This window comes from Kitasatospora sp. NPDC002227 (assembly GCF_040296285.1).
In the GTDB taxonomy this organism is placed as follows: domain Bacteria; phylum Actinomycetota; class Actinomycetes; order Streptomycetales; family Streptomycetaceae; genus Kitasatospora.
Genome location: NZ_JBEOWY010000006.1, coordinates 51,664 through 71,418, shown reverse-complemented (window position 1 = coordinate 71,418; position 19,755 = coordinate 51,664). Strand labels below are relative to the sequence as shown.

The 19,755-nt window shown below is 73.8% G+C and carries 19 protein-coding genes; 4 read left to right on the top strand and 15 right to left on the bottom strand.

Annotation, left to right across the window (positions count from 1 at the left end; all coding sequences use genetic code 11):
- Positions 1–44 precede the first annotated feature (44 nt).
- Complete coding sequence (locus tag ABT095_RS07465) at positions 45–497, bottom strand: SPW repeat protein (protein WP_350528348.1); 453 nt, start codon at positions 495–497, stop codon at positions 45–47.
- 107 nt (positions 498–604) lie between these two features.
- A complete protein-coding gene (locus tag ABT095_RS07460; protein ID WP_350528347.1) occupies positions 605–1,636 on the bottom strand; it encodes a winged helix DNA-binding domain-containing protein in 1,032 nt (343 codons plus the stop codon).
- Between the two features lie 89 nt (positions 1,637–1,725).
- On the opposite strand from ABT095_RS07460, the gene ABT095_RS07455 reads away from it, so the two are divergent.
- The 3 genes from ABT095_RS07455 to ABT095_RS07445 all read left to right on the top strand — a co-directional run bounded on the left by ABT095_RS07455 (position 1,726) and on the right by ABT095_RS07445 (position 5,880).
- Positions 1,726–2,268 (top strand): PadR family transcriptional regulator, encoded by a 543-nt coding sequence (locus ABT095_RS07455; RefSeq protein ID WP_350528346.1) that lies wholly within the window; start codon positions 1,726–1,728, stop codon positions 2,266–2,268.
- 22 nt (positions 2,269–2,290) lie between these two features.
- Positions 2,291–4,000 carry an acyl-CoA dehydrogenase family protein gene (locus ABT095_RS07450; protein WP_350528345.1) on the top strand — a complete coding sequence of 570 codons (1,710 nt, stop codon included), beginning with the start codon at positions 2,291–2,293 and terminating at the stop codon, positions 3,998–4,000.
- Between the two features lie 116 nt (positions 4,001–4,116).
- The gene (locus ABT095_RS07445; RefSeq protein ID WP_350528344.1) at positions 4,117–5,880 is read left to right on the top strand and encodes a multicopper oxidase family protein; all 1,764 of its coding nucleotides are present in this window, start codon (positions 4,117–4,119) and stop codon (positions 5,878–5,880) included.
- Between the two features lie 46 nt (positions 5,881–5,926).
- On the opposite strand, the gene ABT095_RS07440 is transcribed toward ABT095_RS07445, so the two are convergent.
- The 3 genes from ABT095_RS07440 to ABT095_RS07430 all read right to left on the bottom strand — a co-directional run bounded on the left by ABT095_RS07440 (position 5,927) and on the right by ABT095_RS07430 (position 9,284).
- A complete protein-coding gene (locus ABT095_RS07440) occupies positions 5,927–6,160 on the bottom strand; it encodes a hypothetical protein (protein WP_350528343.1) in 234 nt (77 codons plus the stop codon).
- 141 nt (positions 6,161–6,301) lie between these two features.
- Entirely contained in the window at positions 6,302–8,515 is a 2,214-nt protein-coding gene (locus ABT095_RS07435; protein ID WP_350528342.1) for a sensor histidine kinase, read from the bottom strand.
- Positions 8,516–8,612: 97 nt separating this feature from the next.
- Complete coding sequence (locus tag ABT095_RS07430) at positions 8,613–9,284, bottom strand: response regulator (RefSeq protein WP_350528341.1); 672 nt, start codon at positions 9,282–9,284, stop codon at positions 8,613–8,615.
- An 84-nt stretch (positions 9,285–9,368) separates the two neighbouring features.
- Between ABT095_RS07430 and ABT095_RS07425 the strand changes: the two genes are divergently transcribed.
- Entirely contained in the window at positions 9,369–10,262 is an 894-nt protein-coding gene (locus ABT095_RS07425; RefSeq protein ID WP_350528340.1) for a hypothetical protein, read from the top strand.
- A gap of 60 nt (positions 10,263–10,322) precedes the next feature.
- On the opposite strand, the gene ABT095_RS07420 is transcribed toward ABT095_RS07425, so the two are convergent.
- The 10 genes from ABT095_RS07420 to ABT095_RS07375 all read right to left on the bottom strand — a co-directional run bounded on the left by ABT095_RS07420 (position 10,323) and on the right by ABT095_RS07375 (position 19,658).
- On the bottom strand, positions 10,323–12,626 hold the full coding sequence (locus tag ABT095_RS07420; protein ID WP_350528339.1) for a right-handed parallel beta-helix repeat-containing protein: 2,304 nt from the start codon (positions 12,624–12,626) through the stop codon (positions 10,323–10,325).
- 134 nt (positions 12,627–12,760) lie between these two features.
- Positions 12,761–13,339, bottom strand: coding sequence for a GNAT family N-acetyltransferase (locus tag ABT095_RS07415; RefSeq protein WP_350528338.1), 579 nt, complete (start codon positions 13,337–13,339; stop codon positions 12,761–12,763).
- Positions 13,340–13,405: 66 nt separating this feature from the next.
- Complete coding sequence (locus ABT095_RS07410) at positions 13,406–14,512, bottom strand: TerD family protein (protein ID WP_350528337.1); 1,107 nt, start codon at positions 14,510–14,512, stop codon at positions 13,406–13,408.
- Between the two features lie 91 nt (positions 14,513–14,603).
- Positions 14,604–15,746, bottom strand: coding sequence for an NAD(P)-dependent alcohol dehydrogenase (locus ABT095_RS07405; RefSeq protein ID WP_350528336.1), 1,143 nt, complete (start codon positions 15,744–15,746; stop codon positions 14,604–14,606).
- Between the two features lie 2 nt (positions 15,747–15,748).
- Entirely contained in the window at positions 15,749–16,285 is a 537-nt protein-coding gene (locus ABT095_RS07400; protein WP_350528335.1) for a VOC family protein, read from the bottom strand.
- Entirely contained in the window at positions 16,282–17,157 is an 876-nt protein-coding gene (locus ABT095_RS07395; RefSeq protein ID WP_350528334.1) for an SDR family oxidoreductase, read from the bottom strand. Before ABT095_RS07395 ends, ABT095_RS07400 begins: the two co-directional genes overlap by 4 nt.
- The gene (locus tag ABT095_RS07390) at positions 17,157–17,858 is read right to left on the bottom strand and encodes a cupin domain-containing protein (protein WP_350528333.1); all 702 of its coding nucleotides are present in this window, start codon (positions 17,856–17,858) and stop codon (positions 17,157–17,159) included. The genes ABT095_RS07395 and ABT095_RS07390 overlap by 1 nt, the downstream gene beginning before the upstream one ends.
- Entirely contained in the window at positions 17,855–18,898 is a 1,044-nt protein-coding gene (locus tag ABT095_RS07385) for a zinc-dependent alcohol dehydrogenase (RefSeq protein ID WP_350528332.1), read from the bottom strand. The genes ABT095_RS07390 and ABT095_RS07385 overlap by 4 nt, the downstream gene beginning before the upstream one ends.
- A complete protein-coding gene (locus tag ABT095_RS07380) occupies positions 18,895–19,293 on the bottom strand; it encodes a hypothetical protein (RefSeq protein ID WP_350528331.1) in 399 nt (132 codons plus the stop codon). The genes ABT095_RS07385 and ABT095_RS07380 overlap by 4 nt, the downstream gene beginning before the upstream one ends.
- On the bottom strand, positions 19,290–19,658 hold the full coding sequence (locus ABT095_RS07375) for a hypothetical protein (protein ID WP_350528330.1): 369 nt from the start codon (positions 19,656–19,658) through the stop codon (positions 19,290–19,292). Before ABT095_RS07375 ends, ABT095_RS07380 begins: the two co-directional genes overlap by 4 nt.
- Positions 19,659–19,755 lie beyond the last annotated feature (97 nt).

Here is a 19,755-nt window from a genome sequence, read left to right as displayed (position 1 = left end):
CCGGGGCGGCGGCGAGGACCGCCACCGCCCCGGCTCTCTCCTGCTCAGCCGCCGGACCTCGCCCGGCGCGTGCCCATGAGTGTCATCGTCATGCCGAACGCCGCGAGCGCCAGACAGACCATCACACCGCCGGTGATGCAGTTGGTGAGGATCGTCCGCCGCACGTGCGCCCCGCCGTTGATCGCCCACGGGGCGATGACGGTGAAGGCGCCGATCAGGGTGCAGGCCCAGGCCCGGGCGTGGGTGCGCTCGAACGCGGAGCCGTACCCGGCCATCAGGCCGGCGTAGCCGAGCCCGAGGATCAGGTTGCACACGGTCAGTGCCGAGAAGGTGGTGTAGCCGACCACCCACGGCGAGATCGCCAGGAAGAGCCCGGCGCTGATCGACAGCGCCTCCACGGCCTGAGCCCTCGGCGTCACGGACGCCCGCTCGTACCGCTCACGCAGTTCCACTATGTCCGGGTGGTGCTCCATGCTCATCGGAAGCTGGGTCGACACCGGGACCACCTCCTCAGGGTTCGGAACATGGCAGGCGCATGCCCACTACCCATTCTGTGCCATAAATAACAGATCGTCCCGTTCTGTCCAGGTTTCACTGATCCGGGCTAGGAATCGGCCACCCGCAGCGTCAGTTCCAGGCCCAGGTACTGCCCGAGCGCGGCCGCCTCGGCCGCGAGCCCCGGGCCGACGGCGCGCGGCAGCGGCTGCTCGAACGGCTCCACCAGGAGCTCGCCCCCGGCCCGCCGCCAGGTGCCGAGCACCCGCCCGTCGGCCACCAGGGCCGGTTTGATCACCCCGCCGCCCGCGTTGATCCGCTTGGCGAAGCGCTGGTCCAGCATCAGCGCGCGGTCGCGGTAACCGAGCAGGTAGCCGTCGTACGCACCCAGCAACCGCACCAGCGGCGGCCCGGCCTCGGGCGCCGCCACCCCGGGCGGCACCGACCAGCCCTGCGCCGAAGCCCCCGCCTCCTGGAACGCCCGCCGGGCCACCGTCAGCGGCAGGCCGGACCAGCCCGCGAAGTCCTCGGGCGCCGCGGGGCCGTACCCCGCCAGGTAGCGCACCGCCAGCGCAGCGGCGTCCGGCGCCACCGGCGCGGCCGGCTCGGTGAGTACGTACCCCGGCTCGCCCGGGGCGACCTCGGCGCCCCGGCGCAGCAGGCCGCGCGAGGCGGCGTGGATCACGAAGTGGGCGGGCGCCTGGCCGGTGGGCTCGATCCCGATCCCGCGCTCGTTGAGCGCGGCGATCAGCCGCCCCCGGCTCAGCGGCCGTGCCAGCACCTCGGGCAGCGCGGCGAAGGCCCGCTCGCACAGCTCCTCGGTGAGCCCCAGCTGCCGCCGCCGCCCGGCGTACATCGCACTGGTCCGGGCCCCGAACAGCGCGAGCATCGGCGCCAGGTCCGCCACCGGTACCAGGTGCAGCGTCCCGCGCATCAGCCAGCTGCTCACCACCTCCCCCGCCGCGTACGCCGCCGCCACCGCCCCCTCCCCGGCCACCCCCCGGGCCCGCAGCCCCAGCCGGGTGGCCCCCGCATCCTGCGCCTGCACCCCCACGGCCCGCCCCGCCACCTCCGCCACCGAGCCCGGCCCGCCGCCGAACTGGGCGTGCATCCGCCACCGCAGTACCTCGTCCTCGCTCATCACTCCCCCACCGTAGCCACACGTGACCGCCGTCTCATTGGCTATGCAACGCATTGCCTATGCAACTCGGTGCATAGCAAGATGCGGATATGGCCCTCGAACACGCGATCCTCGTCTCGCTCCTTGAGCAGCCCGGCTCCGGGTACGAGCTGGCGCGCCGCTTCGACCGGTCGATCGGACGGTTCTGGACGGCGACGCACCAGCAGATCTACCGCGTGCTGCGCCGGATGGAGGCGGACGGCTGGATCGCCGCCGAGGCCGTCGCGCAGGACGGACGGCCCGACAAGAAGGTCTACGAAGCGGCCGGGCCCGGCCGGGCGGCGCTGGCGGCCTGGCTGCGCGAGCCGGTCGAGCCGGAGACCGTCCGGCACGAGCTGGCGGTCCGGATCCGGGCCGCCGCCTTCGACGACCCGGCCGCGCTGATCCCCGAGGTCGAGCGCCACCGGGCCGGGCACGCCGCCCTGCTCGCCCGCTACCTCAGCGGCGAACAGCGCGACTTCCCCGACCTCACCGCCCTCTCCCCGCGGGACGAGCTCCAGCACGTGGTGCTCCGCGGCGGCATCGAGTACGAGCGGATGACTCTCGCCTGGCTGGACGACGTCCTCGCCACCCTGCACAAGCTCGCCAAGTAACCCTCTGAGACCAGGAGTTCCGGTGCTCTTCAACCCGCGCAACTACGACCCGACCCAGTTCGACGAGCCGACCCGCCGCCTGCTGCGCGCCACCGTCGACTGGTTCGAGACCCGCGGCAAGAAGGCACTGATCGATACCTACATCGACCGTGCCTGGTACGGCGACTTCCTGGAGTTCGCCGCCAAGGAGGGCCTGTTCGCGGCCTTCCTGACCCCCGCCGCCGAGGGCGCCGGTGACGAGGCCAAGCGCTGGGACACCGCCCGGATCGCCGAGCTGAACGAGATCCTCGGCTTCTACGGCCTCGGCTACTGGTACACCTGGCAGGTCACCATCCTGGGCCTCGGCCCGGTCTGGCAGAGCGAGAACGAGGCCGTCCGCGCCCGCGCCGCCCAGCTGCTCGGCGAGGGCCACGTGATGGCCTTCGGTCTCTCCGAGCGCAGCCACGGCGCCGACATCTACTCGACCGACATGATCCTCACCCCGGACGGCGACGGCGGCTTCACCGCCACCGGCTCCAAGTACTACATCGGCAACGGCAACGTGGCCGGCCTGGTCTCCGTCTTCGGCCGCCGCTCCGACGTCGAGGGCCCCGAGGGCTACGTCTTCTTCGCCGCCGACAGCCGCCACGAGGCGTACCACCTGGTGAAGAACGTCGTGAACGCGCAGATGTACGTCAGCGAGTTCCGCCTGGAGGACTACCCCGTCCGCGCCGAGGACGTGCTGCACACCGGCAAGGAGGCCTTCTCGGCCGCCCTGAACACCGTCAACGTCGGCAAGTTCAACCTCTGCACCGCCTCGATCGGCATCTGCGAGCACGCGATGTACGAGGCGATCACGCACGCCCACAACCGGGTGCTGTACGGCCAGAAGGTCACCGACTTCCCGCACGTGCGCCGGGAGTTGACCGACGCGTACGCCCGCCTGGTCGGCATGAAGCTGTTCAGCGACCGCGCGGTGGACTACTTCCGCACCGCCTCCCCCGAGGACCGCCGCTACCTGCTCTTCAACCCGATGACCAAGATGAAGGTCACCACCGAGGGTGAGAAGGTCATCGACCTCATGTGGGACGTCATCGCGGCCAAGGGCTTCGAGGCGGACACCTACTTCGACAAGGCCGCCCGCGACATCCGCGGCCTGCCGAAGCTCGAGGGCACCGTCCACGTCAACCTGGCGCTGATCCTCAAGTTCATGGCCAACTACCTGTTCGCCCCGGCCGAGTACGAGCCCGTGCCGAGCCGCCTGGACCCGGCCGACGACACCTTCCTGTTCCAGCAGGGCCCGGCCCGCGGCCTGGGCGCGATCCGCTTCCACGACTGGCGCACCGCCTACGACAAGCACGCCCACCTGGCCAACGTCGCCCGCTTCCGCGAGCAGGCCGACGGCCTGTGCGCGCTGCTGCTCACCCACGCGCCGAGCGAGGCCCAGCAGGCCGACCTCGACTTCCTGCTGGAGATCGGGCAGCTCTTCGCCCTGGTGGTCTACGGCCAGCTGATCCTGGAGCAGGCCGAGCTGACCGGCCTCGACAGCGACGTCCTCGACCAGATCTTCGACTTCCTGGTCCGGGACTTCTCCGCGCACGCCACCGAGCTGCACGGCAAGACCTCCACCACCGAGGAGCAGGCCGCCTGGGCGCTCTCCCAGGTCCGCCGCCCGGTCCCCGACGCCGAGCGCACCGCCCGCGTCTGGGCCCAGGTCGAGGCGCTCTCGGGCGCGTACGAGATGCAGCCGTAACTCCCGCCTGCGGCACCGGTCTCGCGCAAGGCGGGACCGGTGCCTCATGCGGCCGGGACGTCGGGCTCGGGACGCTGAGTGATGGCATCTGTCACTCTCCGTCCTTGGAGCACCGCATGACCGATCTCACCAAGTTCGCCGACCCGCTGCCCGTGCCGCCGCTGCTGCGGCCGGGCCCGGAGCTGACCGTCCGGCTGGTGCCGGCCGAGGTGCGGCTGCACTCCGAGCTGCCGCCCACGCCGCTGTGGACCTACGAGGGCAGCTTCCCCGGGCCCACCATCGAGGTGCGGCGCGGGCGGCGGCTGCGGGTCGCCTGGGAGAACCAGCTCACCACGCCCTACCCGGCGCAGGTGGGCAACCTCCCGACGATCGACTCGCCGCCCGCCGAGAACTCCCCCGGAATCGACGCCGCCTTCCTCAACCCCAAGGCGGCCGTACTGCCCGGCTGGGCCGTCACCCACCTGCACGGCGCCGTGACCGGCGGCGGCCACGACGGCTGGACCGACAACGCCGTGCCGGCGGGCGAGGCCCAGCTCTCCGAGTACCCGAACGACCAGGCCGCCACCGCACTCTGGTACCACGACCACGCGATGGGCATCACCCGCCTCAACGTCAACGCCGGGCTGGCCGGGCTCTACCTCGTCCGGGACGAAGAGGAGGACCAACTAGGCCTGCCTGCCGACGAGTTCGAGGTGCCGTTGGTGCTCTGCGACCGCAATCTGGCGACCGCGGCCGACGGCTCGCTCACCGGGCAGCTGCTCTTCAAGACCGTCGGCCCGCTGCCCTTCTCCGGGCGCTACACCCTGGTCAACGGCCGGATCTGGCCGTACCAGCAGGTGCGGGCCCGCTGGTACCGCTACCGGGTGCTCAACGCCTCCAGCTCGCGCGCCTACCGGCTGCACCTGGTGGACGAGAACGGCACCCGCGTCCCCGACGCCGTCTGGCAGATCGGCACCGACAGCGGACTGCTCGGCGCGCCCACCCCGCTCTCCGCCCAGGGGCTCAACCTCTCCCCCGCCGAACGGGCCGATCTGCTCATCGACTTCCGCGCCTTGAAGGGCCGCCGGCTGCGCCTGGTGAACTCCGCCCCGCAGCCCTACGACGGCCAGCCGATCGGCGACGCCGACCCAGTCGGTGTGCCCGACCCGGAGCACCGGCTCTCGGACCCCGAGGTGATCGAGTTCCGCGTCTCCCCCGACCAGGAGCCCGAACCCTTCACCCTGCCCGCGCAGTTGGCCGCCAGCTACCACCGGCTCACCCACGACGCCCTGCCCGAGCACACCCACCGGGTGGTCGCCCTCGGCCGAAACGCCGCCGGGGTCTTCCAGCTCTGGGAGCTGGCCGAGGTGCCGGACGCGGACGTCCCGCCCGCCGGGACGCTGCAGGACGGGCTGATCCAGATCCAGCAGGGCACCGGCCCGGTGCGGACCTACCGCCGGGTCGCCGCCGACTTCGAGGACACCCTCAACTTCCGTGTCCGGCGGGATTCCTGGGAGCAGTGGACGTTCGTCAACCTGAGCGTCGCACTGCACCCGGTGCACCTGCACCTGATCCGCTTCCAGGCCCTCACCCGGGCCGCCTGCGACGTCTCCTCCGTCAAGGACGGCGGCACCCCGATCGGCTCGCCGGTCACCTGGGACGCCGAATCGCCGATCCTGCCCTCGGACCAGGGCTGGAAGGACGTCATCAAGGTCTCCCCCGGCGAACTCGTCCGGGTGGCCGGCCAGTTCACCGGCGCCACCGGCCGCTTCATGTACCACTGCCACATCCTCGACCACGAGGACGACGGCATGATGCGGCCCTTCACCGTCACCCCCGGCGCCGTGCTCGACCTGACCGGCGACGGGATGCCGGGCATGCCCGGGATGCCGGGCATGTGAGCACGGAGCGAGAGGCCGGAGCGGATGCTCCGGCCTCTCGGCGTTGTCAGTGGTGCTTCGGCGGCGGGTCGACTCCGCCGGCCGGGGTCACGACGGTCCGTCCGCCGGTCGTCGGCGGGGGCGGCGGGTCGACCCCGCCGTCCTGCGGGCCGACCATCGCCGCCACCTGGGTGGGGAGCGTGGCGACTCCGAGCCGCGTCCGCACCCACTGGACCGCCGCCCCCGCGACGGCCAGCACCCCTGCCACAGCTGCACCCTTGCGTGCTGATATCGCTGCCATCTCTTCTCCTCCTCTCGGGAGGTCCTTCTCAAGGGGTCCTTCCCCGTTACGTCGACTATCGGCCCGGCCCCGTCCCGGGGACATGAGTCCGTCGTCCCGACTTCCGGAGCGGGACGACGGACTCAGGCCGGAGCCGGCGGCTCAGGCGCCGGGGCTGTCACCGTTCGGCCGGGGGAAGACCGCCCGGACGACGGCCCCCTGCAGGTCGTTCGAGGCGCTGAAGCAGCCGCCCAGCTCCTCGGCCCGCTCGGCCATCGAGCGCAGTCCCACCCCGGCACCGTTCGCGTGCGCGGGGAAGCCGGCGCCGTTGTCCTGTGCCTCCACGGTGACGTCCTGCTCGTCCACCCGCACCACGAGCCGCACGTCGCTCGCCCCCGAGTGCCGCACCACGTTGTTGAGCGCCTCGCCGCTGATCCGGTAGACGGCCACCTCCACGGCGGCGGGCAGCGCCGGCAGCGGGTCGGGGGTGAGGTCCAGCGCGATCCGCACATGGCTGCCGCCCAGCCGCTCCGCGAGCTGGCGAAGCGCCCCGCCGAGGCCCTCGCTGCCGAGGGCGGCGGGCGCCAGGCCGTCGGTGATCCGGCGCAGCTCGGTGATCGCCTGGCCGATCCCCGCCGAAGCGGAGGCCAGCGAGCCGGCGGCCGGGCCGGTGACGCTCTCGCGGGCCGCATCCACCTGGAGGCGCAGCCCGGAGAGCGCGGGGCCGAGGCCGTCGTGCAGGTCGTGCCGCAGGCGGCGGCGTTCCTCCTCCCGGGCCAGCACCAGCTGCTTGCGGCTGGCCTGCAGGTCCTCGTACAGGCGCAGGGAGGCGATCGCGGGCGAGGCCTGGTCGGCGAGCAGTTGCAGCACTTCGGCGTCCTGACGGTCGAGCGCGCTCTCCCCGGCGCGCGGGGCCACCACCAGATCGCCTATCTCCAGCCCTTCGTAGCTGAGCGGGAAGCTCTCCCCGCTCAGCCCCTGGTCGCCGAGCGCGGCGAGTTCGCGCTGCCCGTCCCGGCCGTGCACCCTGACGGCGGCGGCGGGCATCCCGAGCGAGCCGACCACCGTCCGGCAGAGCAGCCGGGGCGTCTCGGCGGGGTCGACGGTGCGCCGCAGCTGCTCGGCGAGCCGGCGGGCGACCAGGTACGGCTGCGCGCGGTCGCCGTAGTAGTACCGGTCGACGGCGTGGAAGACCCGCCCGGCCGCGGGGCGCAGCAGCAGGCCGGCCACCAGCGCCGCCAGCACGCTCCACCACCAGACCGCACCGCCCCAGTGGACCTCGGGCAGCAGCTCGTGCACCAGGTACGTCAGCGCGATGGCCAGGACGTAGAGCAGGGTGCTGAAGGTGTAGGCCCCGAGCCAGCGCAGGGTGGCGCGGTCCATCGACAGCGAGCGGTCCCGCAGGTAGCCCCGCACCAGGCTGGGGACCACCACCAGGGTGCCGACGAAGGGCAGCGAGTCCAGCAGCCAGGCCTCCTGGAGGTCCAGGTAGTACGGCAGGACGGCGACCAGGGACCAGGCCACGTACGGGACGACGATGCCGAGCCGGTTCGGGCGGGGCGCGGGGGTGCGGTACCAGCGGACCAGGCCGTACAGCAGGTTGAACGCCATGAACCCGACGAACACGTGCTCGCCCACCTGAACGAGCGCGTCCGGATCGCCGAGGACCCTGCTGAGGCCGTCCTCGATCCGGGCCCAGACGCCCGCGTTCAGGGGGTTGCGCAGGCCCCACCAGAGGTCGTTGTGCGAGGCGGCGAAGAAGTACCCGAGCACGATGCCCACGAGCACCGTCAGAGCGGTCAGCGAGCGGCCCGCCCGGCTGCCGGGCAGCCGCCCGTCGGGCAGCCCGAGCGGGAAGACCATCATCAGCACGGCCTCGGCCATCATGAACAGCGTGTAGCCGACGGCGATCGCGTCGACCACGGCGCCGCCGGCCCCGGCCTGGGCGGCCGCCAGCGCCGCCGTGTTGGTCAGGACCCGCAGCAGGCCGGCCACCAGGAAGGCGGCACCCAGGCCGACCGCCTTGCGGCTGACCACCAGGGCGGCACCGACCAGCGAGAAGCACATCGCCAGTGCCAGCAGACCGCCGTGGTAGAGGTACAGGTCCGAGAAGTGCGGGTGGGAGAGCGCGAGCACCACCCACGCGAGGCCGCAGAGCAGGGTCAGGCCGCAGGTGGCCAGCGCGAGGCGGTGGCGCACCGGCGGCCCGCCGGACGAGCCGCGGGCCCCGGGCGGGCCCGCCGCGGGCGGCACCGCCCGGCCCGGCATCCGGATCGACCCCCAGCCCCAGGCGCCCGGGGGGCGCGGGGCGGCGGAGTCGTAGGGGTGACCGTCCGGCGAGGTGGTGGGCTCGCGGGGCTGCTCGGGCTGGCTCATGGCGACCCTCCAGGGGGCTCGGGGCGTTCACCATGCTCCGCCGCCCGCTGTCCCAAAGGGCAGGGCCGGGTGTCCCGTCCCGGCCCTGAGCGGGCCGTCACTCCTCGCCGAGGCCCATGTCGCGGGCGCGGGCGACGGCCTCGGCGCGGGTGGCCACGTGGAGCTTCTCGAAGATGTGCGTGACGTGGTTGCGGACGGTCTTCTCGGCGACCACCAGCTCGCGGGCGATCCGGTGGTTGTCGAAGCCCCGCGCCACCAGGGCCAGCACCTCCGCCTCCCGCGCGGTGAGGGTGGGGAAGAGCTGCCCGGCCTCGCGCAGCTTGGTGCCCGCCAGCAGGCTGGTGATCCGCCCGGCGATCTCGGCGCCGAACACCGCTCCCCCGGCCGCCACCGTCCGGACGGCGTGCAGCACCTCGTCCCGCCCGGCGCCCTTGACCAGGTAGCCCCTGGCCCCGGCCTGCAGGGCGGCCAGCAGGCTGCCGTCGTCGTCGGCCATGGTCAGCATCAGCACCGGCGCCGTCAGCTCCTGCTCGGCCAGGCGCCGGGTGGCGTCCAGGCCGGAGCCGTCCGGCAGTGACAGATCCATCACGATCACGTCGGGGCGGCACTGCACCACCGCCTCCGGCACGGCGGCCACCGTCTCCGCCTCCCCGACCACGTTCACGCCCTCGGCGCTCTCCAGCGCGACCTTCAGCCCCTCCCGGAACAGCGGGTGATCGTCGACGATCAGTACCCGAACCGGCCCGGTCTCCCTCTGCTGCTCATCCACCTGGCCGACACTATCAGTGAGCCCAGTATGACTTTCTGTGACATGCTGGGCGGACGGGGGTGAACCGGATCGCGAGGTGCTCCCATGGCCATCCGCACGACCCTCCCGCGCACGCTGCTCGCCCTCAGCGCCCTCGCCGCCCTCGCCCTCCCGGCCCCGGCGGCGGCCGCCTCCGCGCACTGCTCCCCGGCAGGCTGCCGCTCGTACGGGCCCGCCGTACCCCTCGGCAACGGCGCGATGCGCACCTACGCCGAGCTCGACGGCGACCGGCCGCTCGCGGTGGGCCTCTCGCTGACCGGTGGCGCACTGGACGGACTGCCGACCGAACCCAACGACGGCCACCACTGCTTCGACCGCGACGGGGACGGCACGATCGACCTCGCCACCGAGTGCTCGGACGGCCACGAGAACGTGCTGGCCCTGCCGCCCGCGCTGCACCGGCTGCCCGGGATGCCGCTGCGATGGGCGCTGGTCAACTGGAACCCGATGGGCCACGGCCCGGTGGGCGTCTACGACCGGGCGCACTTCGACGTGCACTTCTACCTGCAGCCCAAGGCCGAGCGGGACGCGATCCGGCCGGGCCCGTGCATGATCCTGGTCGACTGCGCGGACTTCGCCACCGCCACCGAGCCGCTCGCCCCCGACTACCTGCCCCAGGACTACACCGACCGCCACCTGGTGGAGCCCGCGATGGGCAACCACCTGGTCGACCCCACCGGCCCCGAGTGGCACGGCATCCCCTTCACCCGCACCTTCATCTACGGCGCCTACGGAGCCCGGATCACCTTCCTCGAGCCGATGATCGCCGTCGCCGCCCTGGACCAGGCCGCCGCGGGCACCGCCCCCGGCGACTGCTCGCCCGTCAAGCAGCCCGCCGCCTGGCAGCAGCCCGGCTGGTACCCGCGCCAGTACTGCGTCCGCTACCGGCCGGCCACCGAGGAGTACACCGTCTCCCTGGAGGACTTCGCCCGCGGCTGACCCGCGAACGCACGACGGCCCGGCTCCCCGGCGTGGAGGCGCCGGGCCGTCGGGGCGCCGTCAGGGGGCGTAGTAGCCGCTGACGTCGGCGATGACCTGCACCGGGCCGCCGCTGCCGTTGTAGAACACGACCTGCCCGTAGGCGTCGGGCGCGGCCACCACGGAGTTCGCGATGGTCTGCCCGGCCGTCCAGTTGAGGTTGGAGGCGACCGGACGGTCCGACCCGAGCGGGTAGACCGTCAGGTAGCCGGGGGCCGTGCCGCCGGTCACCGTGACGTTCATCGCCACCGAGGTGGCACCGCTGCCGTCCACCCGGACTTGGAGGCCCTGCTGCGCGTCGACCGGCTTGGCCGGCTGCCACTCGCCGATGCCGTCGAGGAACCACGGGTAGCGCGTGTCCACCACCCGGTGCGGCGCGGCCGCGTGGAACTTGTCGCCCCCGCTCGCGGTGAAGTACCCGGCCAGGTCCGCCACCACGTGCACGGTGCCCCAACTGCCGTTGTACAGCGTGACCTTGCCGTCCTTCACCGGGACCGTCACCAGGTTGGGGACGGTGGCGCCCGCCGTCCAGTTGAGGCTGGACGCCATCGGACGGACGCCGCCCGCGGGGTAGACCGTGAGGAATCCGGCGCCGGTCGGCTGGGTGGCCGTGACGTTGAGCGTCACGGCCGTCAGGTCGGCCGGGATGCCCTGCACGCCGACCAGCTGCAGATCGAGCGAACCACCGGGCGCGATCGGGGACTCGGTCGTGCGGGTGTCCAACAGCCGCGCCGGGCTGGTGGCGTGGAAGCCGCTTCCGCTCGTGCTGTAGAAGCCCAGCAGATCGGCCACCAGGTGCACCGTGCCGGCGCTGCCGTTGTACAGCGTGACCTTGCCGTCCCTGACCTGCACCGTCACCAGGTTCGGAATGGTCTGCCCCGGCGTCCAGTTGAGGCTGGACACCACCGGGCGGTCGTCCCCGTGCGGGTAGACCGTCAGGTACCCGGGGGCCGTCCCCGCCGTCACCGTGATGTTCATGCTCACGGCCGTCACGCCGCTCGCGGGCAGACCGTTCGCACCGGTGAGCTGCAGGTCCACACTGCCGCCGGCCGGAACGGCCGCCCCGTTGCTCCCCGTGCGGGTGTCGAGCACCCGCACCGGGCCGACCGGCGTGTAGTACGCACCGAAGTTGGCCAACTCGACCGCGCCCCTGTCCCGGTGGCCGGAACCCGTGCCGGTGTCCGGCACCCACGGGTCGTCGGTCGGGCGCACGCCGAGGGCGTCCGTGTCCACCATGCCCGGCGCGTTCTCGTCGGCCGAATCGACCACCGGTGAGGCCGTACCGCCGGAGTCGCCCTTCCAGGACTGCACCTCGGTGTTGCCGATCCTGTCATTGCCGCCCTGGCCCGAGGCGGCGGCGAACTCCGCGACGGTCGAGTACGGGGTGCCCGCCCAGTTGTAGGCGGGGCTGCCGTCGCGGTCGTCGAAGGCGTTGTACGCGACCTTCGTGCCGGCCGCGGCAGCGGCATCGACCCGCAGACCGGCGAGCGAGCCCGCCTGGGCGCAGGGCTGCTGCTGGTGGTTGTTCGCGTCGGAGGTCGAGACGACGTTGTTCTCGACCACCGTGCCGGGGGAGGCGCCGGTGAGCGAGACCGCGTCCTGGCAGTCCGCGGAGAACGTGTTGGAGACGATCACCGTCCCGGTGGCGCCGTCGGCCACCAGGGCGGTGACGGACCGCGAGGGGACGATGTTGGTGGAGACGAGGGTGTCCTTGACCCCGGGGTCGAGCTTGAGGAAGCCCGCGGAGTTGAACGCGCTGTTGCGGACGATCTGCACGCCGCTCGCGCCGCCCGTCACCCGGATGGCCGCCGTGTTCGGGTTCACCGTGAAGGAGCCCCCGGGCACGCTGTGGGTGACGGTGACGTCCGAACCGCCGTCGACCAGCACGGACTCCGAGCCCGCCGTCAGCATCATGCCGGTCAGCCGCACGTGCTGGACCCCCTGGAGCAGGAAGGCATGGCTGCCCGCCGCCTGCGTGTCACCGACCTCGGTCTTCTGGTCCCACAGGACGCCGACGGCACCCGCGCCGGCGAAGGTGATCGGCGCCTCCGCCGTGCCCGAGCGGGTCAGGGTGACCTGCTCGTGGTACTCGCCCTTGGCGATGTGCACCGTCTGCCCCGGCTGCACCACGTTCGCCGCCGCCGAGACGGTGCAGAACGGCTGCGCCTGCGCCCCCTGCCCGCCGTCGGAACAGTGCGCGGAAGCCGCATTGTCGACGTAGAGCTCCGTGCCCGCTGCCCCCGCCGCACCGGCGGCGGCGAGCACCGGAAGAGCGGTCGCGGCCAACAGCACCGCCCCCGCCAGAGCACCTGAACGCCTGCTCATGCTTTCCCCCAGCTAACCGATCGTGGATCGGCCGCAACCACGGCCGGTCTGTCGGACGGCCCACCGGCGCGGAAGGTTGTACGCCCCGCTGCCGGTGGGCACGGTGCCCGCCGGTTCGCCCGGTTCAGGCAAGGTCACTGAATCTGGTCGGTCTGCCACTCGTGGGCGAGGATGCTCATCAGCACCTGGTCGTGGAACCTGCCGCTGCGGAAGACGGCCTCGCGGCGGCGGCCCTCCTCGGTGAAACCCGCCTTGGCGTAGGCGACCTGGGCACGGTCGTTGTAGCCGTTGACGGTCAGCTCGATCCGGTGCAGGCCGAGCTCCTCGAAGCCGTAGCGCAGCGTGGTGCGCACGGCGTCGGTGCCCAGGCCCTTGTCCTGGTGGGGCGGGCCGATGATCACGGCCAGGGTGGCGCAGCGGTCCTTGGGGGTGGCGCCGTAGAGGGTGACGTGGCCGAGCAGCTCGTCCGACTCACGGCCGACGACGCAGAGGCCGAGGTCGGCGCCGGTGTTGCGGCTCCAGGTACGGAACATCTCGGCGAGCTGCTCGGCCGGCTGCGGGTGGATCGGACTGGTGAGCTGCTGGACGGCCAAGTCCGCCTCCTGCCACCAGGAGACCAGGTGCGGGAGGTCGCTCTCGCGCAGCTCCCGCAGGCGGACCCGGCGACCCGTCAGCGGCGCCCGGTGGATCGTCTCCCCGTTGATCATCATCATGAGGCCGCATCCTAGGAGTGAACCCCGGAGAACGCGGCCGGATTATGGCGACTTTGCGGAGTCTCCTCAGTCCTCGTACACGTTCGTGATGTTGATCTCCGGCTGGTCGTCGCTGAAGACCTCGTTGAGCAGCGCGCCACCGACCAGACCGGCCGCGCCGGCGCCGATCAGCGCACCGGTGCCGTAGCCGCGGCGCTGCGGCTGCTGCACCTCGGGCTGGTACTGCTGCGGATAGCCCTGCTGGGGGTAACCCTGCTGGTACTGCTGGGGGTAGCCGCCCTGCTGCGGGTAGCCCTGCTGGGGGTAGCCGGGCTGCTGCGGCGTGTAGAACGGCGGGGTGGTGGTCTGGACCCGCTGCGCGCAGGCCGGGCAGGCCTGGATCTGGCGCGGCACGCCCCACTGCGGCGACCAGAGCGCGACCGCTGTGCCGGGGCCGTGGTTGGGGTCGAAGAAACAGGTCACTGCACTCTCCTGGGGTACGGGGAAACTCGGCACGGGGGCCGCTACGGCTGGGGCGTAGCCGGGCGCGGGCACGGGGGCAGCGGCCGGCGCGGGTACGGGGGCAGCGGCCGGCGCGGGTACGGGGGCGGCGGCCGGAGCCGGCGCGGGCCCGCCCACGTCGACGCCGAAGTCGGCGGCGATCCCGCGCAGGCCCGAGGCGTAGCCCTGGCCGACGGCGCGGAACTTCCAGTCGGCGCCGTGCCGGTAGAGCTCGCCGAAGACCATCGCCGTCTCGGCGGCGACCGCCCCCTCGGCCAGCTCGTACCGGACCAGCTCCCGGCCGCCCGCCGCGTCGAGCACCCGGACGTACGCCCCGCGCACCTGGCCGAAGCTCTGGCGGCGCTGCTCCGCGTCGTAGACCGCCACCACGAAGACGATCTTCTCCACCCCGGCCGGCACCGAGCCGAGCGAGACGGCGATCTGCTCGCGGTCCCCGTCGGTGGCCTTGCCGCCCGCGTGGGTGACCGAGCCGTCGGGGCTGCGCAGGTTGTTGAAGAAGACGAAGTGCCCGTCGGAGACGACCTTGCCGGTCGCGTCGCACATCAGGGCCGAGGCGTCCAGGTCGTACCCCTGGCCCGCCTGCCAGCCCAGGCCCACCGTGACCTCGGCGACCCCGGGGGCCTCCTTGCCCAGCGATACGTTCCCGCCTCGGGACAGGACCGCGCCCATCATCTCCTCCGTACTGCCCGGACACCCCGGGCTCGGCCGACATCGTCGCAGCTCGCCAACGGACGGCCGAGTCCCTGTTGTTCCCGCCCGTGTATCAAGTCAGCAACAGCACCGGTTTGACCACCTCGCCGCAGGCCGCGGCCGCCGCGGCCCGCTCGATCTCGGCGAAGGCGTAGGTGCGGACCAGCCGCTCCAGCGGCAGCCGCCCGGAGCGGACCAGCCCGGCCAGCGCGGGCAGGAAGCTCTGCGGCACCGATCCGCCCTGGTTGATCCCGAGGATCCGGGGCGCCCGCCCGAGCAGCGCGGGCACGTCGAGGGCGACCTCGCTCCCGGCGGGCGGTGCCCCGACCACGCCGCAGCTGCCGCCGACGGCCAGCGAGCCGACCGCCTGCCGCAGGGCGGCCACGCTGCCGCTGGTCTCCAGCGCGCACTCCGCGCCCCGGCCGCCGGTGAGCTGCCGCACCGCCGCCACCGGGTCCGCCGCCCCCGCGTCGACCACCTCGTCCGCGCCGAGCTCCCGGGCCAGCGCCAGCCGGGCCGGCTGGAGGTCCACGGCGATCACCCGGGCGGCCGGGGTCAGCCGGGCGGCGAGCACGGCGGCCAGCCCGACCCCGCCCGCGCCGAACACCACGAGGGTGTCCCCCGGTGCCGGGCGCAGCACGTTGAGCACCGCCCCCGCGCCCGTCTGCACCCCGCAGCCGAGCGGGGCGAGCAGCTCGGGCGGCAGCCCGTCCGGCACCGGTACGGCGTTGCGCTCGCTGGCCAGGGCGTGGCTGGCGAAGGAGGACTGGCCGAAGAAGTGGCCGTGCAGCGGCCCGTCGTCGGCCGCCCGCATGGTCGCGGTGCCGTCCAGCCGGGTGCCGAACGGGCGGCCGCCGCAGACCCCGCCGCCGAAGAGGTTGAGCGCGGGCCAGTGGTCGCACCGCACCGGGCGGCCCTCGCGGCAGGGCGGGCAGGCGCCGCAGGAGTCGAAGGTGAGCACCACCCGCTGCCCGGCCGACACCCGGGTGACCCCGGCACCGACCTGTGCCACCACTCCGGTGCCCTCGTGGCCGAGCACCACCGGCAGCGGGCCCGGGGTGTGCCCGGCCCGGACGCTCAGGTCGGTGTGGCAGATGCCCACCGCCTCGATCCGCACCAGCACCTCGCCGGCGCGCGGTGCGTCCAGCCGGACGGGCTCCAGGGCGAACGGCCCGCCCCGCTCGCGCAGCACGGCAGCCACGGCGTTCTGACGCATCGTCAACTCCAGCTCTGGATCGGCGAGTAGAGGCGGTCCTTGGTCTCCCGCTCGTACGGCATGCCGGGCGGCATCCTCAAGACCTCCAGTTGCAGGCCCCAGGGGGTGCGGAAGTAGACCCAGCGGTCGCCGTCGATCGGGCCGCCGTCCCGGATCGTCTGCGGCTCGCCCAGCACCTCCACGCCGGGCTGGGCGCGCAGGTAGGCCACGGCGGCGTCCACGTCCTCGACCGCGACGGCCAGGTGGTGGCCGCCCCAGTCGCTGTTGCGGGGCAGCTCCCGGCGCTGGTCGGGGGCGGTGTACTCGAAGAGCTCGAGGTTGGTCACCGGCCCGAGCCGCAGCATCGCGATCTCGGCGGCGGCCGCCCGGTCGACCCCGAGCTGGCGGGTCATCCAGTCGCCCTCGGGGTCGGCCACCGGGCCGAGCCGGTAGAGCAGCTTGGCGCCGAGCACCTCGGTGAAGAAGGCCACCGCCTGGTCCAGGTCCGGGACGGTGTAGGCGACGTGGTGGACGGCGAGGGCGCCGGGGATGCCGGTCATCGGGGGGTTCCGTTCTCGTTGATCGCGGCGTACCGCTGGTTGGCGAGGGCGGCGGTCAGGCTGAGCCCGCCGTCCACGGTGAGAGTGACGCCGGTGGTGTACGCCGCCTCGGGGGCGGCCAGGTGCACCACGGCGGCGGCCACCTCCTCCGCCCGGCCGGGGCGGCCGAGCGGGATGGCCGGGCGTTCGATCGCGGCCACGTCCGTACCGTCGGCCATCCCGTTCATCGGCGTGGCGGTCTCGCCGGGGCTCACCGCGTTGACGGTGATCCCGTACGGGGCCAGCTCCAGCGCCATCACCTTGGTGAGCTCGCCGAGCCCGCCCTTGGCCGCGCAGTAGGCGCCGCCGCCGAGGATGGGCACGTACTCGTGCACGGAGGTGACGTTGACGATCCGGCCGCCCTCCCCGAGGGCGACCATCCGGCGGGCGGCCTCCTGCGCGCAGGCGAACGGGCCGGTCAGGTCGACGGTGAGGATCCGCTCCCAGTCCGCCAGGGCCTCCTGGAGGACGGGCGAACGATGGTTGATCCCGGCGCAGTTGACCAGCACGTCGATCCGCCCGAGCCGCTCGACCACCCGGCCCATCGCCGAGGCGGCGGCGGCCGGATCGGCCAGGTCGACGGCGAACACCGGGCCGTTCCCGGCGAGTTCGGCCGTCAGCTCGGCCCCGGCCCGGTCACTGCGGTAGCCGACCGCGACCCGGTACCCGGCCGCCGCCAGGGCCACCGCCGTGGCCCGGCCGATCCCCGAACTGCCGCCCGTCACCACGGCCGTGCGGACGCCCCAGCGGGGCGCCGGGCCCGTGCTCGCCCGCCCCGCGGGGTCAGTTCCGTGCTCCCGGTCGCCGCCGGGCCGGGCGTTCGCCCCGCTCATCACGCGGCCTCCTGGATCTGGTAGCCGGCCTGGCGCAGGCTGCCCGCGCCGAGGTAGCCGTACAGCGCGACGGTGGTGACGCCGGGGCGGGTGCGGAAGCCGTGCCACTCCCCGGCCGGGACGTAGGCCAGATCGCCCTGGGCGAGCCGGACCCGGCCGCGTTCGGTGAGGTGGTCGCCGCCGCCCGCCAGGACCAGGAAGAACTCGTCGGCCGCCGGGTGGCGGTGCAGGTCGTGGCTGCCGCCGGGGGTGAAGGTCGAGGTGGCGAGGGTGATCCCCCGGGAGCCGACGGTGCCGGTGGTGGCCATCCAGTGCACCGCCATCCGCTCGAAGCCCCCGGCCTCACGCAGCGTGCCGCGCTCCCGCCGCCGGGCCAGCGGCACCGTCGTGCCCTCGCCCGGCGGGCCGGGCCGGGCGTGCACGGTGAGCAGCACGGCGGGCGAGGTGCCGACGCTCAGTCCGTACCGGCTGCCTGCCGGGTGGTAGAGCCCGTGGCCGGGGCCGAGCTGCCGCTCGCCCCAGCGGGCCCGGCCCGCCAGCACGACGGTGACGGCCTCGGCCCCGGTGGACTGCTCGGCCCACGAGCCGGCGTGCACCGCCTCGACCGTCACCCCGCCCCTGGCCTGCGGGAAGAGCTGCGGGTCGATGAGCCGCCGGAAGCACGGGGCGCGTTCGGGGATGGCTGCGGGTACCAGGATCATCGGGTGCCTCCGAAGTCGAGCAGGATCTTGGGCGGGCCGCTGCGGCCGCCGCCGAGGAGTTCGAAGGCCCGGGGGCCCTCGGTCAGGGGCAGCACCTCGGCCACCAGCGGGTCGGCGTCCAGCACGCCCTCCCGGAACAGGCGCAGGGTGCGGTCGTAGTGGTCGAGCCCGTGCCGGACACCGATCACCTCGAGACCGCGCAGCGCCAACTCCCCCGGCACGAAGGCTTCGACGGCCGCTCCGGCCACGCCGATCACGGCGAGCCGGCCGCCGGGCTCCAGCAGGTCGAGCCCGAGCCGGAAGGCGCTGGCCGCCCCGCTGGCCTCCACCACCAGGGAGTAGCGGCCGAGTTCGGAGCGCGCGGCCTGCCCGGGGGTGAGCCCCCGGCGGGCGCCGCACCGCACGGCCAGCTCCAGACCGGCCGGGTCGATACCCACCGCGTCCACCAACCCGGCGGTGCGGGCGGCCAGTTGGACGGCGAGCAGGCCCATCGTGCCGGTGCCGATCACGGCGACCCGGTCGGCCAGCCGGCAGCGGGCCTGCTCCAGCCCGCCGGCCACCGTGACGGCGGGCTCGGTGAGCGCCGCCGCCCGGTCGCCGACCCCCTGAGGCACCCGGCTGAGCGAGCCCTCGGGCATCGCCACGTACTCGGCGGCGGCGCCCGGGTGGCCGTACAGGCCCACCTCGCGCAGCCGTTCGCAGAAGGTGCGCCGGCCCCGCAGGCACATCCGGCAGTAGCCGCAGTGCAGCATGGTGTGGCCCACCACCCGCTCCCCGACGGCGAATTCGGCGCCGGGGGTGACGACGCTGCCGGTCCACTCGTGGCCCGGCAGCACGGGGTAGGCGGCCCGGCCGTCCTGCAGGTACGCGGCGGTGCCGTGCAGGAGTTCCAGGTCGGTGCCGCAGAGGCCCACCAGGGCGGTGCGCACCAGCACACTGCCCGGGCGGGGCACCGGGCGGGGCACCCGGACCACGGCCACTTCGTGCGGCCGCTCGATCCGCAGCGCCGTCATGACGTCGGCGGTTCCGGACAGGCTCATGGCCGGGTGCTCCTTCGGCGGCTGGGCCGGCCCGTGGCCGGCCGGGCGGGCCCGGCCCCCAGGGTCAGGCAGAGCAGTTCGGCGCCGAGCGGGCCGGCCTGCAGGTCGAGGTCCTGTCCCCGGCCGACCAGCAGCAGGTCACCGGTGTCGGTGAGGTGCTGCACCGGGTCCGGGCCCTGGACGGCGAGCACCGGGCCGCGCAGCACGTACCAGGCGGTCTCGGTGCCGCGCCGGGCGGCCCGGTGGAGCTGCGCGTTCGGGCTGAGCCGGACGTGCTCGAAGGCTTCGCAGTCGCTGCGCAGCAGGTCGCGGCGGGCCAGGGTGAGGATCCGGGTGCGTTCGCTGCCCGGGCCGACCACGACCATGGCCGAGGCGGAAGCGGTGGTGACGATCATCGGGTGCCTCCTCGCGGCACGGCCAGGACGGCGTGGAAGTACTCCATGCCCGCGTCCCCGGCGACGATGGTGACCTCGCCGCCGAGCGGCAGGGTCAGTGCGGTGCCCTCGGCGAGCGGCACCTCGACCACTTCTTCGTCGGCCTCGACGGCGTCCCCGGTGGTGTCCTCGGAGGTGTCCTCGGTGGTGGCGAGGCCGCCGCCGGCGGTGACGAACACGGTGTGCTCGACCTCGTCGGCCTCGAGCAGGATGCTCTCCCCCGGCTCCAGCCAGGAGAGCCCGACCCCGCACAGCGGGCCGGAGAGCACCTGGCCCGGGTCGACGGCGCGGCCCCGGTGCAGGGCGGTGATGGCGGTGCTGGACATCTCGTGGCTCCTTGCTGGTCCGTTCTGTCCTCGACCTTCGCCCGCCCGACGTCCCGACCGCACGGGAGCCGCGTCCCGTCCTGTTCCCACCCCGCCG

What these genes read in the sequence shown, in the direction of transcription:
- ABT095_RS07420 (WP_350528339.1), bottom strand. Translation starts at nt 12,626, where the DNA reads ATGAGCAGGCGTTCAGGTGCTCTGGCGGGGGCGGTGCTGTTGGCCGCG.
- ABT095_RS07405 (WP_350528336.1), bottom strand. Translation starts at nt 15,746, where the DNA reads ATGCGTCAGAACGCCGTGGCTGCCGTGCTGCGCGAGCGGGGCGGGCCG.
- ABT095_RS07435 (WP_350528342.1), bottom strand. Translation starts at nt 8,515, where the DNA reads ATGAGCCAGCCCGAGCAGCCCCGCGAGCCCACCACCTCGCCGGACGGT.
- ABT095_RS07445 (WP_350528344.1), top strand. Translation starts at nt 4,117, where the DNA reads ATGACCGATCTCACCAAGTTCGCCGACCCGCTGCCCGTGCCGCCGCTG.
- ABT095_RS07455 (WP_350528346.1), top strand. Translation starts at nt 1,726, where the DNA reads ATGGCCCTCGAACACGCGATCCTCGTCTCGCTCCTTGAGCAGCCCGGC.
- ABT095_RS07440 (WP_350528343.1), bottom strand. Translation starts at nt 6,160, where the DNA reads ATGGCAGCGATATCAGCACGCAAGGGTGCAGCTGTGGCAGGGGTGCTG.
- ABT095_RS07385 (WP_350528332.1), bottom strand. Translation starts at nt 18,898, where the DNA reads ATGAGCCTGTCCGGAACCGCCGACGTCATGACGGCGCTGCGGATCGAG.
- ABT095_RS07395 (WP_350528334.1), bottom strand. Translation starts at nt 17,157, where the DNA reads ATGAGCGGGGCGAACGCCCGGCCCGGCGGCGACCGGGAGCACGGAACT.
- ABT095_RS07415 (WP_350528338.1), bottom strand. Translation starts at nt 13,339, where the DNA reads ATGATGATGATCAACGGGGAGACGATCCACCGGGCGCCGCTGACGGGT.
- ABT095_RS07425 (WP_350528340.1), top strand. Translation starts at nt 9,369, where the DNA reads ATGGCCATCCGCACGACCCTCCCGCGCACGCTGCTCGCCCTCAGCGCC.
- ABT095_RS07400 (WP_350528335.1), bottom strand. Translation starts at nt 16,285, where the DNA reads ATGACCGGCATCCCCGGCGCCCTCGCCGTCCACCACGTCGCCTACACC.
- ABT095_RS07380 (WP_350528331.1), bottom strand. Translation starts at nt 19,293, where the DNA reads ATGATCGTCACCACCGCTTCCGCCTCGGCCATGGTCGTGGTCGGCCCG.
- ABT095_RS07390 (WP_350528333.1), bottom strand. Translation starts at nt 17,858, where the DNA reads ATGATCCTGGTACCCGCAGCCATCCCCGAACGCGCCCCGTGCTTCCGG.
- ABT095_RS07375 (WP_350528330.1), bottom strand. Translation starts at nt 19,658, where the DNA reads ATGTCCAGCACCGCCATCACCGCCCTGCACCGGGGCCGCGCCGTCGAC.
- ABT095_RS07460 (WP_350528347.1), bottom strand. Translation starts at nt 1,636, where the DNA reads ATGAGCGAGGACGAGGTACTGCGGTGGCGGATGCACGCCCAGTTCGGC.
- ABT095_RS07410 (WP_350528337.1), bottom strand. Translation starts at nt 14,512, where the DNA reads ATGATGGGCGCGGTCCTGTCCCGAGGCGGGAACGTATCGCTGGGCAAG.